Origin of the sequence: Archangium sp. Cb G35 (genome assembly GCF_001896145.1) — a bacterium.
Lineage (GTDB): Bacteria > Myxococcota > Myxococcia > Myxococcales > Myxococcaceae > Archangium > Archangium violaceum.
On record NZ_MPOI01000008.1, the window covers coordinates 182,086 to 197,186 of the forward strand.

Annotated in this window: 11 protein-coding genes; 3 read left to right on the forward strand and 8 right to left on the reverse strand. The window is 68.0% G+C overall.

Features of this window, described 5'->3' with window-relative positions:
• Positions 1 to 153 precede the first annotated feature (153 nt).
• The 3 genes from BO221_RS24890 to BO221_RS24900 form a co-directional block, all read right to left on the reverse strand.
• Complete coding sequence (locus tag BO221_RS24890; RefSeq protein ID WP_083681334.1) at positions 154 to 4,440, reverse strand: PPC domain-containing protein; 4,287 nt, start codon at positions 4,438 to 4,440, stop codon at positions 154 to 156.
• Positions 4,441 to 4,501: 61 nt separating this feature from the next.
• A complete protein-coding gene (locus BO221_RS24895; RefSeq protein ID WP_083681335.1) occupies positions 4,502 to 7,504 on the reverse strand; it encodes a PPC domain-containing protein in 3,003 nt (1,000 codons plus the stop codon).
• 128 nt (positions 7,505 to 7,632) lie between these two features.
• A complete protein-coding gene (locus BO221_RS24900; protein WP_073562989.1) occupies positions 7,633 to 8,208 on the reverse strand; it encodes a MarR family winged helix-turn-helix transcriptional regulator in 576 nt (191 codons plus the stop codon).
• A 129-nt stretch (positions 8,209 to 8,337) separates the two neighbouring features.
• On the opposite strand from BO221_RS24900, the gene BO221_RS24905 reads away from it, so the two are divergent.
• Positions 8,338 to 8,874, forward strand: coding sequence for a carboxymuconolactone decarboxylase family protein (locus tag BO221_RS24905; RefSeq protein ID WP_073562990.1), 537 nt, complete (start codon positions 8,338 to 8,340; stop codon positions 8,872 to 8,874).
• On the opposite strand, the gene BO221_RS24910 is transcribed toward BO221_RS24905, so the two are convergent.
• The 3 genes from BO221_RS24910 to BO221_RS24920 form a co-directional block, all read right to left on the reverse strand.
• Positions 8,823 to 9,752, reverse strand: a complete 930-nt coding sequence (locus BO221_RS24910; protein ID WP_073562991.1) for a hypothetical protein — start codon at positions 9,750 to 9,752, stop codon at positions 8,823 to 8,825. The genes BO221_RS24905 and BO221_RS24910 overlap by 52 nt on opposite strands.
• Positions 9,753 to 9,794: 42 nt before the next feature.
• Positions 9,795 to 10,583 carry an alpha/beta fold hydrolase gene (locus BO221_RS24915; RefSeq protein WP_073562992.1) on the reverse strand — a complete coding sequence of 263 codons (789 nt, stop codon included), beginning with the start codon at positions 10,581 to 10,583 and terminating at the stop codon, positions 9,795 to 9,797.
• Positions 10,584 to 10,668: 85 nt separating this feature from the next.
• Positions 10,669 to 11,427 (reverse strand): zinc-dependent metalloprotease, encoded by a 759-nt coding sequence (locus BO221_RS24920; RefSeq protein WP_073562993.1) that lies wholly within the window; start codon positions 11,425 to 11,427, stop codon positions 10,669 to 10,671.
• A 403-nt stretch (positions 11,428 to 11,830) separates the two neighbouring features.
• On the opposite strand from BO221_RS24920, the gene BO221_RS24925 reads away from it, so the two are divergent.
• Complete coding sequence (locus BO221_RS24925; protein WP_304528725.1) at positions 11,831 to 12,247, forward strand: VOC family protein; 417 nt, start codon at positions 11,831 to 11,833, stop codon at positions 12,245 to 12,247.
• A gap of 22 nt (positions 12,248 to 12,269) precedes the next feature.
• On the opposite strand, the gene BO221_RS24930 is transcribed toward BO221_RS24925, so the two are convergent.
• The gene (locus BO221_RS24930; protein ID WP_083681337.1) at positions 12,270 to 13,037 is read right to left on the reverse strand and encodes a DUF2306 domain-containing protein; all 768 of its coding nucleotides are present in this window, start codon (positions 13,035 to 13,037) and stop codon (positions 12,270 to 12,272) included.
• A gap of 167 nt (positions 13,038 to 13,204) precedes the next feature.
• Here BO221_RS24930 and BO221_RS24935 point away from each other — a divergent pair, with 167 nt between their 5' ends.
• Complete coding sequence (locus BO221_RS24935; protein WP_073562996.1) at positions 13,205 to 13,975, forward strand: TetR/AcrR family transcriptional regulator; 771 nt, start codon at positions 13,205 to 13,207, stop codon at positions 13,973 to 13,975.
• Here BO221_RS24935 and BO221_RS24940 read toward each other — a convergent pair.
• Positions 13,960 to 15,060, reverse strand: coding sequence for a hypothetical protein (locus BO221_RS24940; protein ID WP_073562997.1), 1,101 nt, complete (start codon positions 15,058 to 15,060; stop codon positions 13,960 to 13,962). The genes BO221_RS24935 and BO221_RS24940 overlap by 16 nt on opposite strands.
• Between the last annotated feature and the right edge of the window lie 41 nt (positions 15,061 to 15,101).

The following is a 15,101-nucleotide window of genomic DNA, read 5'->3' on the forward strand; positions in this document are numbered from 1 at the left end:
TATTTCCGCGTTTCGCGCGTCCGTCATCCGCCGAGCCACCAGGTAGGTATGAGCCCCCCTGTGTGTGCACGAACCCCTTGGGAGCCAGGCCGAGGAGTGGGGGAGGTGGCGAGTCCCCTCCCCCACCCTTCCGCCGCGGTCCTGCCCGAGGGCCTACCGGTAGCTGCCGGTCAGCTTCACGTTCGGGTCGCTCCCGGAGAGCTGCACGTACCAGGTGCCGGCGGCCGGGTTCTTGAACGAGCAGGTCTCGCTGCTCGCCGGCCCGTTCGAGAGGCAGTCATAGTCGTGCTGGCTCGCGGGGCTCCCCAACAGGACGCGGAGTTCCACTCCGGGCTCGGACACGCCGCTCGTCGTGAAGGTCAGCAGGGACATTCCCGCGGGGACCTCCAGCTTGTAGAGCCGCGGCGCCGAGGTGCTGCTCGAGGTTTTCAAGGGAGCCCCGTTCACCAGTGGCTCGATGCCGTCGGTCGCCCCCAGGTCGACGAAGTCCGTGCTCAGCATGGCGCCCTGGAAGGTTCCGCCCAGCCGCACGTACCAGGTGCCGGGAGCAGGGCTCGGGAACTCGCACGCCCGGTGGTTCGCCGCCTTCGCCGCGCACGGCGAATCCGCCGCGGTGGGAAGCTCGCCGGGCCGGGCCGTCAGCACCGCGTTCGCCACGCTCCCGAAGAGGTGGAAGCTCAAGAAGCTCTGGCCCTCCGGCACCTCCACCTGGAAGTACTGCGCGGCGTCGGCGGTGCTGGAGAGGTTGAGGTGAGGGAGTCCTCGGGCGAGCGTCCGCACGTCACCGTCCCGCGAGAAGGTCCCCGTCAGGTACGCGCCGTCGAAGGAGTACCTGCTGTGGGCTCGCACGAACCAGGTCCCCGCCTGCGGGTTCGGGACGATGCACGTCGCCACGTTCCCGGACGTGCTGCTGGCACTGCAGGCGAAAGCCTTGAGCGTCGGCCTCACGGCGTGCTGCACGTACAGCGACGCGAGGCCAGACCCGCCGGACAGATCGAACTTGAGCCGGCTCTGGCCCTCGGGGACCTCGATCTTCCACAGCTTCTGCTCGAACGGTGCGCCGTTGACGTCCACCACCGGCACACCGTTGGTGAGCGCGGGGATGCCCTCTCCCGGGCTCTGGACGTACGTCCCGGTCAGGATCGCGTTGGAGAAGGCGCTCGCGGTATCGGAGATGGCGACGTACCAGGTTCCCGCGAGGGGATTCACGAACGCGCACGTCAGGTCGGCCGGGCTCAGGTCCTTGGTCGCGCAGTCGTAGGCCCCGCCGACTGGCGGTGCGCCGTACCTCACGCTGAGCCCCGGGGTGCCGGTGCCGCGCCGGAGCGAGAAGGTCAGGTCACTCATCCCCTCCGGCACCTCGAGCTTGTAGAGCCGCTGCTCTCCCAGCGCGCCGGACGCGGGGAGCTCCGGAATGCCAGAGACCAGCGCGGGGATGGAGGACACCGTCCCGCGCAGGACCCCCTTGAAGCCGCTGTCCGCCTTGACCAGCGCGTACCACGTCCCCGCTGCGGGCGCCGGGACGGAGCAGGACGCGTTCGGCGCCGTGGGCGACGACGAGGCGAGGCACTTGTAATTGAAGCTGGTGGGCGCGGCGGCGTGCCGCACGGAGAGCTCGGCGCTGTCGGCCGTGAACAGGTCGAACGTGACGAGGGTCTGACCCTCGGGCACCTCCAGCGTGTAGAGCCGGTAGGGGTTCGCCGAGGGGAGCAGCTCCAGCGCCACGTTGTCGGTGAGCGGGGTCTCGGGCTCGGACGCACCTTCGATCTGGGCGCGCACGTACACGTCGGTGGTGTCACCCGAGAAATACTCGAAGCGGACCCGGGCGTACCAGGTCCCCGCCTGCGGTTTCACGATCCCACAGAGCTGCGCACCGCCCGACAGCGTGGAGCTACAGTCCGAGGACGTGAGCGGCAGCCCGCCGCGCTTCACGAAGAGGGACGTCTGCTTCCCACTCGCGCTGAGGGTCTCGATGCGCAGCACGGGTGCTCCCGAGGGAACGTCGATTCGGAAGAAGCGCTCCTGATAGTACGTTCCCTTGAGCACACCTGCCCACGTGCCGGCGGCAAGGGGAGTGGCTTCCGTGAACGTCCCGCGCACCGCCAGGCCCGAGTAGGGCACCCTGCCACGGACGAGGATGTACCAGGACCCCGCCGTCGGATTCGTGGGCGTGCAGCTCGTGCTGCAGTCATAGACCGACGTCGTGGGAAGGCTGCCGTAGCGCACGAAGAAGAAGGTGTCGTTCTGATCGCCCATCCTCTCGAAGCTCAGGCTGGTCGCATTCGGCGGCACGACGAGCCTGTAGTACCGGTCCTCGAAGGGGGAGCCGGAGAGGCCGGTGACCCATTCGCCGTTGACCAGCTCCTGCGTCGGGGCAACGGTGACGCTCGGAGCATGGGTCGCCTTGATGGCGAGCCCGGCGATCTCCTCGCGAGACAGCACCATCACGTACCAGATCCCGGAGCCTGGGGCGTTGAACACGCAGCCTTGTCGCGTCGGCCCCGAGAAGGACCGCTGACAGTCATAGGTCCCCTGGGTCGGTCTGGATCCTCTCCGGACGTAGATGGACATGTCACCACTTTCGCTCGTGAACTCGAACGCGAGCCGTGCCTGTCCGGTGGGGACGTTCAACGTGAAGTAACGGGCGTCATCCGTGGATGCCGCGATGTGGGTCGTCCACTCGCCGTTCACCAGGGCCTGGTCGGGGCGAAGCACTCCAGAGTACGTGGCCAGGAGGGTGCCCTTGACTAACCCGTAACTGGGGCCTCGCAGCAGCACATGCCATGTGCCGGCCTGCGGCATGTCGATCTCACACTCATACTGCGAGTTGCACACGTAGGAGCCGGACACCGAGGGATTCGGCCGGGCCCCGAACGCCACGTAGATCTCCGGGTAGACGAGATAGGCGGTGCTGCCGACGTCGAAGCGGAGCTTGCCGTACCCGGCGGGAACCTCCAGGGTGTAGTACCGGTCCTGCCCCCCGGGGCTGGCGATCTGCTTGATGCGCTGCCCCTCGCGGAGCGCGACCACTGGCAGCTCTCCATTGACGGAGTACGTCGCGAGGAGCACGACCCCATTGAACGCACTCTTGCCGCGCACGAGGATGTACCAGGTGCCGGGCTGGGGGTTGTTCACGGTGCAGGCATCGTCACTCCACGACCGGATGGACTGGCAGTCGTACGTGGTGGTCGTCGGCTTCTCCCCGAACCGCACGAAGAGATCCGCGTCCCCGTTGCCACTGCCGAGCAGGTTGACCTGAAGCCGGGTCTGCCCCGCGGGCACGTCGAGCGCATAGAAGAATGAGTCGCCGGTGGCGCCGGAGAGATCCTCCACGGCCGTGTCATTGACGAGCATGCCGACGGGCCCACCACTCGCGGTCTGGGAATAGCCAACGAGCGTCACATCCGCGTAGGCCTGAACGCCGGTGAGCAGGACGTAGTACGTGCCCGCCTGCGGCGCGGTGAAGGAGCACTCCTCGTAGGTGCTGGAGCTCTCGGACACGCAGCCGCTGGACGTGGCCGTCGGCGGAGCGCCGAAGCTGGCGCGGAGGGTCACGTTGCCCGAGCCGCCGTAGGTGCGGAACCGCACCACGCTCTGGCCCGCGGGGACTTCCAGCGTGTAGTAGATCTGGCTCCCGGCCGCTCCCGAGACCCGGATGGGCCGGTTGTCGTCGAGCTCGTTCGTCGGCGGGGAATACTCACCCACCAGCGAGACGCCGGAGAAGGCTGCGTAGCCGCGGACCATCACGTACCAGAGCCCGGGCTCTGGAGAGTTCACGGAGCAGGTCTCCGCGGAGCCGGAATTGGTGGAGGCGCAGCGGTAGGAGGACGTGGTGGGCTTGCTCCCGAAGTTCGCGAACAGGTCGGGATCGCCCGAGCCACCGGAGAGAGAGAACTTCACCGTCTTCTGACCCACGGGCACGTTGAGCACGAAGTAGAGCGCCCCGTCCTTCGCCGCCGAGAGTCCGGTGACAGGCTGGCCGTGAACGAGGGACGTGGGCTCGGTCGAGGTGACGGTGTACGTCCCGACGAGCGACACCCCCGAGTAGGCCGTATAGGCGCGGACCAGCACGTACCAGGTGCCGGCCTGGGGCGCGCTGACGGAGCACGTATCACTCGGACCGCTCAACGCGGACTTGCAGGAGTAGGAAGAGGTCGTCGGTGCGCTTCCGTACTTCGCGTAGAGGTCCGGATCACCTGTCCCGCCCGAGAGCGTGAACTTCACGGACGTGGCGCCAGTGGGCACCTGGAGCGTGAAGAGCTGCTCGGTGCTGGCGGCACCCGAGAGGTTGTTGATCGGAACGCCCTGGGTGAGCGCCGTGCTCAACAGAGCACTCGTGCCGGACTGCTCGCGGCTGGCTTCGGCATCACCGCCGGGTGGCCCGCCGCAGGCGCTCCCGAGGAGGAGACATCCCAAGAGAAGGAGGAATCGGAAAGACATGAGGGTTTCCTGGAATCGGGCAGCGCCATGCACCGCCCCGATGAAGAGGGGTGGGCGGCCGCTACTCGTAGAGGCCGAGGAGGTCGACGTTGCTGTACTGAGTGCCGCGCACCAGGACGAACCACTGGCCCGGCTCGGGGTTGCTGATCGAGCACGTCTCCTCGGAGCCCGCGTTCACGGAGGAGCAGTCAGGGGACGAGCTCGGATCTCCAGCGCGCTTGACGTACAGGCTCAGGTTCGCGGTGGAGCTGGCGGGCTGGCCTCGCGTGGTGAACTGGAGCCGGGAGGCGCCCGGAGGAACCTGCAGCACGAAGAACCGCCGCTCCGTACTCGAGGAGAGGTTGAGCTCCGGGACGGCGTTGGTGAGGGGAATGGCCGGCTCGGAGAGGTAGAAGGGAGCGGCATGCGCGGTCAGCACCGCACCCGAGATCCCGCCTTGCAGCTGCACGTACCAGGTGCCGGCCTCCGCGGTCTTGTCGCAGACGAGCGGCAGGCTGGAGGTGCCGCGGCTGGCGCAAGGAGCATCACTCGCGGCCGGCGGGCTGTCCTTCTTCACGAACATGGACGCACTCTGGAAGCTCCCTCGCAGGTGGAACCTCAATCCGGACTGGCCCGCGGGGACCTCGACCTTGAAGAGCCGCTTCGCGGTCCCGGAGAGGGCGAGGTTGGGGAACGGGATGCCGTTGGTCAGCGTGACCACCTCGTTCCCGAGCGAGTACCTGCCGGTCAGCCAGGCGCTCCGGAAGCTCGAGCCGCCACGCACCAGCGCGAACCAGGTGCCCGCCTGCGGGTTCTCGAACACGCACCGCTCCGTGTTCGTGGTCCCGTTGGAGTGGCACAGGAAGCTCGTCGCGGACGGCCGCGTGGCGTGTTGCACGAGGAGATCGGCGTTGCCATCGCCTCCGGACAGGTTGAACTCGAGGCGCGCCTGTCCTTCCGGAACCTCCAGCTTCCAGAGCCGGTAGCTGTACCGGGGCTCGCTCAGGTTGGCGAGTGCCACATCGTTCTCGAGGGCCTGGACGGCATCGCCCGGTGCCGGCACGGCCTGGGCGTTGAGCACGACGCCGGAATAGGCCTGCTTTCCACGCACCGAGATGTACCAGGTTCCCGCCTGCGGCAGCACCAGGGCGCAGGTCTCGATGGAGCTCTCGGGATTGTCCGACTTGCAGTCGTTGCTGGCGGAGTTGGGGATGCCCTCGCGCTTCACCAGCAACGCGGTGTCACCGGTGCCGCCCGTGAGGGTCACGAGCAGGTCGCTCATACCCGGAGGAACCTGCAGCGTGTAGAGGCGCTCCGAGTTCTGCGCGCCCGAGAGGGGGGGCTCTGGGGTTCCGTCCACGAGAGCGGGCAGGTTGGAGGCGGTCGCGCGAATCGCCCCGTCGATGTCGTCGTCCGCCGCTACCAGGGCGTACCACGTACCCGCCGCGGGATTGGCGAAGGACAGGCCCACACCTTGCCGGGTGGGCTGGGTGTACGCGCGGGAGTCGTAGTCGAACGTGGTGGGCTCGGTGCCAGACTTCACATACAGCCAGGAGCTCCTCAGGCCGACCACGTCAAATGAGAGACGCGATTGTCCGGGAGGCACCTCGAACTTGAAGTACCGCAGTGAGCCCTTGGCGGCGGCCACGCTCGCCGGTACGCCGTCCACCAGCGGGAGGGGCTCGCCGTCCTCGAAGACCACGCGCACGGAGCTGCTCGCCGCGGCATTGAAGCTGAGGGCAACGAACCAGGTTCCGGCCTGGGGCCGGAGGAAGTTGCAGTAGTCCACGTCCCTGCAAAGGGAGGTGTACCAGTAGTCGGGGAGCACTTCGCGCGCGGCCATCATGTACACATCGGGATGGGACGGGCTCTCGAACCTGAGCCCATTCACTCCCTCGGGTACCTCGACGCGGAAGTAGCGGATCTCGCTCTGGATGCCCGAGACAGGCTCGGCGGGAGCGTTTGGGACCAGGGGAACCGTATCCGTCAGCGTTGCCCTGAGCCTGACGTTCGAGAAGGTCGTCAGCGCACGCACCAGGACATGCCAGGTGCCGCCCTGCGGACGGTCATACACGCAAGGGGCTGTCACCGTGGGGATGCAATGGTTGTCCGTGGGAGTCGGCTGACCGTCTCGCCGCAGATAGACATCCGCCTCTCCGGTGCCGCCAGAGACCTCCAGAACGAACTTCACCTGGTTGGGGGGAACCTCCACCGTGAAGTAACGATCCTGGAGGGGAGAGCTCGCGAGGGCGTCGCTCCACCGGCCGCTGACGAGCCCGGTCGAGGTGCGATCGACGGTGGCGCCATAGGACCCGGTCAGGGTGACGTCCGACAGGGCCGACTGAGCGCGAATCATCACGTACCAGGTGCCTGCTCGAGGCTCGATGAACGCACAGCTCGTCCCGTTGCCCCGTCGTGTGTTCCGGCAGCCGAAGCTGATATCGGTGGGCTTGCCCCCGAAGCTGGAGAAGAGGACGGGCTCACCCGTGCCGCCCGAGAGCTCGAACGCGAGGCGGGCCTGATGGGGGGGGACCTCCAGGCTGAAGAACCGGGCACCGCCCGCGGGAAGCGAAATGCCTGTCACGGATTCGCCCCCGGTGAGCGCCGTCACCGGTGCGTCAGGGAATGGCGAGTAACTGCCCCGAAGCTCGACTCCGGAATAGGCCGCGGTGCCTCGAACGGTGATGAGCCACATCCCCTCCTGCGGAGCATTGATGAGGCATTCCTCGGTGCTGGCCGTCGTCGCCGACTTGCAGTCGTAGCGGGTGGTCGTGGCCCGGCTGCCCCTCCGCACGTAGAGGTCCACCTTCGCCGCGTTCGTGAGCGTGATCTTCAGCTCGCCCTGCCCGGCCGGGACCTGCATGGCGAAGTACAGCTCGCCGCCAGAAGTGCCCGAGAGGGTGATCTCCTTGCCCTGCGTGAGCAGCGTGCTCTCGGGGGGAACCTCTGCCTCCATCGCGGGTGGGCGCTCACCGGCCCCACTCCCGCCATCACAGGCGCTCCCGGCCACGAGCAGCCCCAACAATGCGCACATCCAGCGGACCGCTGGTGTGAAGCGCGGGAACTTCAAACTCGCGTTTCTCATCTGGCGTCTCGTCTTTTGAGAAATCTTGATGAACAAGATTTAATCTGAAATATGAAATTTCAGAGAGACGCTTGTAATGAATGGGTCTGACATTCACGACTGATGAGTGACAACCTCCCCGGTCGGGCTCAGGACGCCGGCACGTCCGGGGCCGAGTGCTCCCGGCACAGCAGCGCGCTGTCCGCGCGGCTGAGCGGCTCCTGCGTCAACCCGCAGCGGAAGCGTCCCTGCGCCTCCCGCTGGAAGTGGCGGCAGGATGAGCACACTCCGAAGCTCGGCTGACCGTGCGTTACCAGCAGGGCCCGGAGCAGGCCCGTCAGCGAGGCCTCCAACCCGCTGCCACCGTCCGGCAGTCCCTCGAGCGTACGGGAGAAGAGCGGGGGCGGCAGCAGCGCCCCCAGCAGGGCTCGGCCCTCCCCCGTCAGGTGGAGATGGGTGACGCGGCGATCCGTACTGCTGCTCTCCTTCCCGACCAATCCCTTGCCCTCCAGCAACGTAATCGTCTGCGACACCGTTCCCTTGGTGAGGCCCAGATACTCCGTGAGCCCCGCGGGTGTGTTGCTGTAGCGGTTGCACACCGAGAGGTAGTGCAACGCCTGCAGGTGCACCGGTTGCAGCCCATGCTCCAGCCCCACGGCGCGCTCCTCGTTGCGCAGCAGGTTCGTGATGCGCTCGAGCAACGCGTACAGAGATTCGGCACTCATGACCAGAAGGTATCGACCCCAAACCTTCTTGACAAGAAAACCCGAGACCCCTATTTAGTTTCGCGTCGAAACCAATCGACCGGCCGAGACCACCCTGGCCCCGGCCGCTCTCCATCCAGGAGCAACGTCATGTCCCAGATCGCCATTGCGCCCGTCACCCCCAGCACCACCCCCGAGGCGTCCAAGCCCACGCTGGAGGCGCTCAAGGCGAAGTTCGGCGGGGTGCCGAAGATGTTCGCGACGTTCGCCCACTCGCCCGCGGCGCTCGAGGCGGTGGCCGGCTACTTCGGCGCGATGGGGAAGGCGTCGCTACCGGCGCGCACCCAGGAGGCCATCGCCATCGCCGTGGCCGAGGCCAACCGCTGCACCTACTGCCTGTCGGCGCACACGGCGCTCGGCAAGCTCCAGGGCGTCCCGGCCGATGAACTCTCCGGCTTCCGCTCCGGCCGCGCGGCGAATCCACGGGAGCAGGCCATCCTCGACCTGGCACTGGCCATCGTGCGCACGCACGGCTCGGACACGGGCAGGCAGCTCGCCGCCGCTCGCCAGGCGGGCCTCACGGACGCGGAGCTCGTCGAGGTCGTCTCCGCGGTCGCGCAGAACGTGCTCACCAACTACCTCAACGTCGTCGCCGGCACCGAGGTGGACTTCCCCAAGGTGGCCTGAGCCCCTCTGCACAGAAGGATTCCGAGCGTGCAATACCAGCCGAGCACGGGGCCCGCGCCCGCGCCCATGACCGGGACGGGGTAGTTGCCCCACTCGGTGACGGCGAGCGTCCCCAGCCAGTACGCCCCGAGGGCGCCAGCCAGCAGAGCGGAGTCACTCCGGGCCGTGCGCAACCCCACCGCGCCGTGGACCATGGGCAGCAGGAGGAGTCCCAGTGCCACGAGCGCGGCAAGGAGGCAGGGCACACCCCTCGCGGCCGCGAGATGGATGATCCGTTCGACGTGGGGAACCGCCTCGAGTGAATCAAACCGCATGCAGGCCAGTGCGACGCCCATCGCGGCGAGGCCCCCTCCCGCGACCTTCCATCCCCAGGAGAGGGACCGGGCCCCGATGAACAGCACCAGCACGCCCGCCAGGAGCGCGAGGGCCTGTCCTGCGTCGGGCTGCGCACCGTGCAGCAGTTGGGTCCCGGTGACGAGGCCCACCGCGAGGCCCGGACGTCCCCCCTGAAGGAGGCCCCACAGGGCCAGCATCGCCCACGGCGAGGCAACCACCGAGGCGTTCAGCCGCACGGGGCCGAGGGAGAGCCAGCGGTGGACGCCCTCGACCGGGGGGAACAGAAACGTCGCGGCGAGCAGGACGAGGACCGCCGCCGCGATCCCAGGGGCCAGACGAACCAGGTGGCTCCAGGAGCGGCGCGCGAGCCACACCGCGAGCCCCATCCCGAACACGGCGGCCACGAGATTCGTGCCAAACGCCTTCACGGAGACGCCATGCGCCCGTGCGACCCAGGCGCCCAGGAGCATGGCGGGCAGGGGCAAGGCGACCCAGGACACGGCGGCTTCGCTCCGGCACCAGCGGCCCGGCATGCTCATCATGGCTCCAACTCCACTCCTCCGGAGACACCGTGCGCACGCGCCTCAGAGCCCGGCGCCGGCGAAGGCGAGCACCTCGCGGACGAAGAGCTCGGGGGCCGTGAGCATGGCGAAGTGACCCTGCTCGGGCAGGACGGAGAGGTGGCTGCGCGGGAGCACGCCCTGGAGTGCCTCGGACACCTCGGTGCAGAGCGGCGGACTGACGCCGCCGCGCATCAGCAAGGCCGGCACGGAAAGAGCGGCGTAGCGTTTGAGGTCCCGCCATGCGGCCTCCACGACCCGCCCCTCGCGCGCGAGGGTGTGGGCCGAGGCCACCTGCGCGCTCCAGGCAGGCAGGGTCTTCATGCGCTGCACCTCCACCTCGGGCACGCTGATGAGCGCCCGCAGGAACGTCTCGAGCACTTCGGCCTGGCGCCCCTCGCGCACGAGCACCTCCATCCGGACAAGGGCCTCGGGCGAACCAAAGCGCTCCAGCGGAGCGAACGGGGGCTCATAGAGGATGAGCTTGCCAAGGTTGCGCGTGAGCAATGAGGCGCCCAGCGCGCAGATGCCCCCGAAGGAGTGCCCCAGGAGCACCACCGGACCCGGCACCGCGTCCACCAGGGTGGCGAGATCCTCATACTCTCGCTCGATGCTGTAGGCGGACGCGTCCCCGCTCCGTCCGCGTCCACGCCGGTCCAGGGCGTACACGGTGAAATGCCCGGCGAGCGCGGGCAGGACAGCATCCCACGTGGAGTGATCGTAGTTCGTCCCGTGCACCAGGACGAGCGACGGTCCCGAGCCGGTGCGCGTGTAGGCGAGCGTGGTGCCATCTCTCGACAGGAAGGTTTCCAAGGCAGCTCCAGGATAGCAGGACTCCTCCAACGGCACATGCGCCCGCTTCGCGGCCAGCCCTCCCTGCGCGCGCGGCCACCCTCTCTCAGTAGAGGTAGTTCAGCGCGATGATGTCAGTGCTGGTGAACTCGCCGGTCGGATTCGACGGAGTGCAGGAGTTCATGATGGAGCCCCCCACCGTGTACGTGGTCGGCGTCCCGGGAATGTGGATGGCCCCCACGCCAGCGGTGCCTTCGTTCACGCCGCAGCCCACCTGACTGTAGTAGTCCGAGTGGCGGAAACCAATCGCGTGGCCAATCTCGTGGGTGATGATGTGCTCGTTCATGTCGAGGCTGAGGCTTTGCAGCCCGGTGCCGATGCGGATGGTTCCATAGGGAAGACCGCCCGCGGGGTAGCCCGCGGAGCCTCCAGTGCCGCTCATGGTCTGCATGCTGATGTTCGCGGTGCAGCCGGTGGCCGGGCCTCGCGCGAAATAGATGCGAAGCCCCAGTGCATTGTAATTCTGGATGGCCAGATCGAGCCCCTGGCTGAGCTGGGAGTAGCTGTTGAACGTGGTGGTGGGATTGATGCAGATCTTCGTCACGCTGGTGCCAACGAGATTGGTCGTCCGGTAATGCTCGGCGCTCCCCTCCCCGGGCTGGAGCATCTCCCGGGACGCCTCGAGGGACACGTGAGCGTCGTGCCCCACGTACACGGCATCCTCGACGACCTTGACGCTGCCGGCCGGAAACCCCGCCTCGAGCAGGTTGGAGATGATCTCCTGGTTCTCGCTCTCGAGGTCAGGACCGCAACCGGCCAGCACCGCGCCGCAGCTCACCACGAGGACCGCCGCTCGCTTGATCATTGTCTTTTCCCGCTTGCTCCGAGGGTGAACGCACTGCCTGGAGCAACCCTCGGGCCATCAGGTGGGTACTCGGGAAAACAGGGGGTTATTGACAGTACAAGCTTGGCCCTGGAGCAGGGATGCACCAGCCGTCCTGGGACGTCTTGTAAAGAGTCCTGACGTTTCCTGATGAATCGTCCGTGGGCCCGAAGGTTTGCGCGCACGAGCCCCGGGCCGTCCGAGTCTCGGACAATGGCTATCAAAGAACTGGCGGAACGCGAAGGCCTCCGCCCGATCCCTGGGACGTAAATATCTACAGAGGGACAGTGCCGCTCGGAACGAGAGAGATCGAACGCCGGCGCGCTTCGAGCGCTTGAGTGCTCGAAGTCTGGCGCGGTATGCGAATCGCTCTATGGAAACCAACATGCTTCATCGGGGCCGTCTCATCGACCATCTCCAGTTGGTCGTGCGAGATCTCGCGGCGAGCAAGCGCTTCTACTCGGCCGTCCTGGGCGCGCTGGGCATTCCCCTTGGCGGAGAAGGCGAGGACTTCTTCTGGGCGGACGAGTTGTTCATCTCCTCCGCGAGTTCTCGCGCGTCGGCCGGAGCGCTGACCGGCCGGATGCACTTCGCCTTCCAGGCGAACTCTCGCGAGGCCGTCGAGCGCTTCCACGCCGTGGGACTGGCGCATGGCGGCCGGGACAACGGAGCTCCGGGCATGCGTCCCTACCATCCCGGCTACTACGCGGCCTTCCTGCTCGATCCCGATGGAAACAACGTGGAAGTCGTATTCCACGGGCCCGCGAACCGAAGCGCCGAGTCGGTCGTCGTGAAGTTTTGACGGACCGCCCGGGGCCGGCTCGTCACGCCGGCCCCATGGAGTGCTGGGCGATGGTGGCCGGGAGCCGGGCACCGTGCCTGGTGGACTCACCGCGCTCCAGCCACCACTCGGCGATGAGCAGCGGCACCACCCAACCCAGCCAGGTGGACAGGCCGGCGATGGTCCAGGTGAGCATCTTCTCGCTGCCCTCGAAGGCCGTCTCCAATTGCGGTGAGAGGACGAGGTACGCGATCACCCCCCAGAACCGGTTGGTGATGGTCGACGCGGTGAGCGCGAAGCTGCGGATCATCCACCGGCGGTGCTCGGCATACCGGCGCTGCCGCGCCCGCCGGTACCCGATGACCGTGAAGCCCAGCCAGAGCAGCGCCAGCAGGACGGAGCTCATCCGGGCCACCGGGCCGAAGGGAGTGGACGCGCCGACCACCAGGCCCATGAGTCCGGCGGGGAGCACCCCACCGAAGACGTACACCCGGCCGATGAGCCGGTGGGCAACCGGATGGCGCTGGCGGAACCAGGGCCACACCTGCAACCAGGTGGTCAGCAGCGCCACCGAGCCGAAGACCACGTGCACCACCAGGAACGGGTAATACGCCGCGAAGCCCTCCGGTGGCGGCACCCGGGAATGCTCCGGATTCAGCGTCAGATAGGGCGGCAGCGAGAACGCCACGAAGACGAGCGAGAGGATCGCCAGCGGAGCAATCCAGGGGCGTTGCCACCACTTCCGGCCCGCCGAGGCGGAGGCACTGGTGGGCCGCGGCTGGACATCCGGCAAGTCGGTCGTCGTTCTCATGAGTGGCTCCCGTCGGGGCATGGCACCCGGAAACACCCCTGCTTGCCCGGCGGCAGGGGCCTCGGTGGCATCTGCGTATACCATACGCTCTGCGTACGTCATACGCAAGGCGTACGCTTTACGCGGGCAGGCGATGTTGTATCTGGGAGCACGGGAACGGGGTGACGATGAGCAACGAGACCGACGACAAGCTCCCGCGCAGCCTGGAGGTCCTCTGGAAACGGGCCAACCGGCATCCGCGTGGGCCCCAACAGGCGCTCAGCCTGGAGCGCATCGTCGCCGCGGCCATCAAGCTGGCGGACGCCGAGGGCCTTCAAGCGCTGTCGATGGCCCGGCTCGCCGAACGGCTCGGTTGCGCCACCATGTCGCTCTACCGGCACGTCGCGAACAAGGACGAGCTCCTGGTCTTCATGATGGACACCGCGCCGGGCAACCCCCCCGTCATCGACGTGGCGGTCCTCGGCTGGCGCGGCGGACTGGAGCGCTGGGCCCGGGAACTGCGGGCCTTCTATTACCGGCACCCCTGGAGCCTGCAGATCACCCCCAGCGGGCCACCGTTGGAGCCGGGCCAGCTCGCATGGCTCGACAGCTGCCTGCGCACCATGGCCGGTACCGGACTGAGCCCACCTGACAAGCTGGGGGTGTGTTTCCTGCTCCTCCAGTACGTCCGCGGCGAAGCGCAGCTCAACCTGAGCATGTCGCAGGCGAAAGAGCTCCCGGACTGGAATAGCCGGGAGATGCAGGCCTGGTATGGGCGGACGCTGGCCGGATTGATCGACGCCGAGCGTTTCCCGGCACTCGCCGAGATTTCCGCCGCTGGCGTCTTCGAGCCGGGTGGCGGCGACGCCGGCCCGTCCCCCGAATTCGACTTCGGGTTGTCGCGCATCCTCGATGGTATCGAGCCGCTCGTTCGAGCCGCGGCTCAGCGGCAGGTGTAGCGCTGCAGCGTCACGCCCTGCGGGGTGCGGACGGAGTAGAGGACGCCGCCACTGCCAGGCACGGCGAAGTCCCGGAAGGTCTCCTCCGGCATGGCGTTGGAGGGGAGATCCGCCGAGCCCAGCGGCGCACCATCCAGCGCGTCCAGACACAGCAGGCGCACCCAGTGCCCGGGCCGTACCTCCTCCGGCGGATGGGGCTCCTCGCCCGACACGGCCAGGTAGATGACCCCCGAGGCATCCGTGTCCAGCATCAGGATGGAGAGCACCGGCAGCGGGAGCGAGTACTCACGGGAGAAGCGCTGCTGGCGCGAGGCGCGATCCACGGCGTGCATGTACACCTTGCTCGAGCCCCGGGGACCGACGTTGGCGGTCAGGAGCGTTTTGCCATCGCGGGAGGGACGGCCCGGGAGCTGGGGCCGCTCGGTGTCGGAGGTGCCATCGAGGCCGCCCACGCGGATGAGCGGACCGTGCTCGGCCTCCACGTAGACGGAGTCGCCGTCCACGAAGAGGCCGGTGCTGAGGCCGCCCTCCTCCAGCCCCTTGCCCTGCAGGGTCAGGTTGCCGATGGGCCTGCCCGTGGGGTCATGCAGGGCCACGGTCCTGTCCGCCAGCCGGTCGAGCACGGCGATGGTGCCGTCCGGGGCGATGGCCACGTCCTGGGCGGACTGGACCGTGAGGGGAATGGTGTCGATCGCCTTGCCGTCGGGCCCCAGCCGCACGAGCCGGCCGTTGACCTGGTCGAGCACCACGGCGTTGCCGGAGCGATCGAAGGTGAGCGACATGGGTGCGGTGGGGTTGCCCTCGGTGGGACGGTCCCGGCCGAGCTGATCCTCACCGCTGCCCCAACCGTAGGTGCCCCACACGCCCGCCGGCCTGGGCTCCGTACGGGGTTGACCCGGATTGCCCTTCGCGCCCGCGCCGCGGACCCCGGCTGTCGTCTGTCCCGCCGCGGCGGCCACGTCCGCGGAGGACTCCGCTCCAGCTCCGCTTCCAGCGGCGCCGCCCCCGCGGGAGACGAGCCCCACGCCCAGCACCAGGGCCAGGGCTCCCGCGCCAATGAGGCCCATACGCTGTCTTGTCTTCATGATCGCTCCTCGTTTCCTCATGGGGGCTACGGCGTCGGGGC

Excerpts from the sequence above, each read along its gene's own strand:
- BO221_RS24890 (WP_083681334.1), bottom strand. The coding sequence starts at position 4,440 with ATGTCTTTCCGATTCCTCCTTCTCTTGGGATGTCTCCTCCTCGGGAGC.
- BO221_RS24935 (WP_073562996.1), top strand. The coding sequence starts at position 13,205 with ATGAGCAACGAGACCGACGACAAGCTCCCGCGCAGCCTGGAGGTCCTC.
- BO221_RS24925 (WP_304528725.1), top strand. The coding sequence starts at position 11,831 with ATGCTTCATCGGGGCCGTCTCATCGACCATCTCCAGTTGGTCGTGCGA.
- BO221_RS24905 (WP_073562990.1), top strand. The coding sequence starts at position 8,338 with ATGTCCCAGATCGCCATTGCGCCCGTCACCCCCAGCACCACCCCCGAG.
- BO221_RS24920 (WP_073562993.1), bottom strand. The coding sequence starts at position 11,427 with ATGATCAAGCGAGCGGCGGTCCTCGTGGTGAGCTGCGGCGCGGTGCTG.
- BO221_RS24930 (WP_083681337.1), bottom strand. The coding sequence starts at position 13,037 with ATGAGAACGACGACCGACTTGCCGGATGTCCAGCCGCGGCCCACCAGT.
- BO221_RS24940 (WP_073562997.1), bottom strand. The coding sequence starts at position 15,060 with ATGAAGACAAGACAGCGTATGGGCCTCATTGGCGCGGGAGCCCTGGCC.
- BO221_RS24895 (WP_083681335.1), bottom strand. The coding sequence starts at position 7,504 with ATGAGAAACGCGAGTTTGAAGTTCCCGCGCTTCACACCAGCGGTCCGC.
- BO221_RS24910 (WP_073562991.1), bottom strand. The coding sequence starts at position 9,752 with ATGATGAGCATGCCGGGCCGCTGGTGCCGGAGCGAAGCCGCCGTGTCC.
- BO221_RS24900 (WP_073562989.1), bottom strand. The coding sequence starts at position 8,208 with ATGAGTGCCGAATCTCTGTACGCGTTGCTCGAGCGCATCACGAACCTG.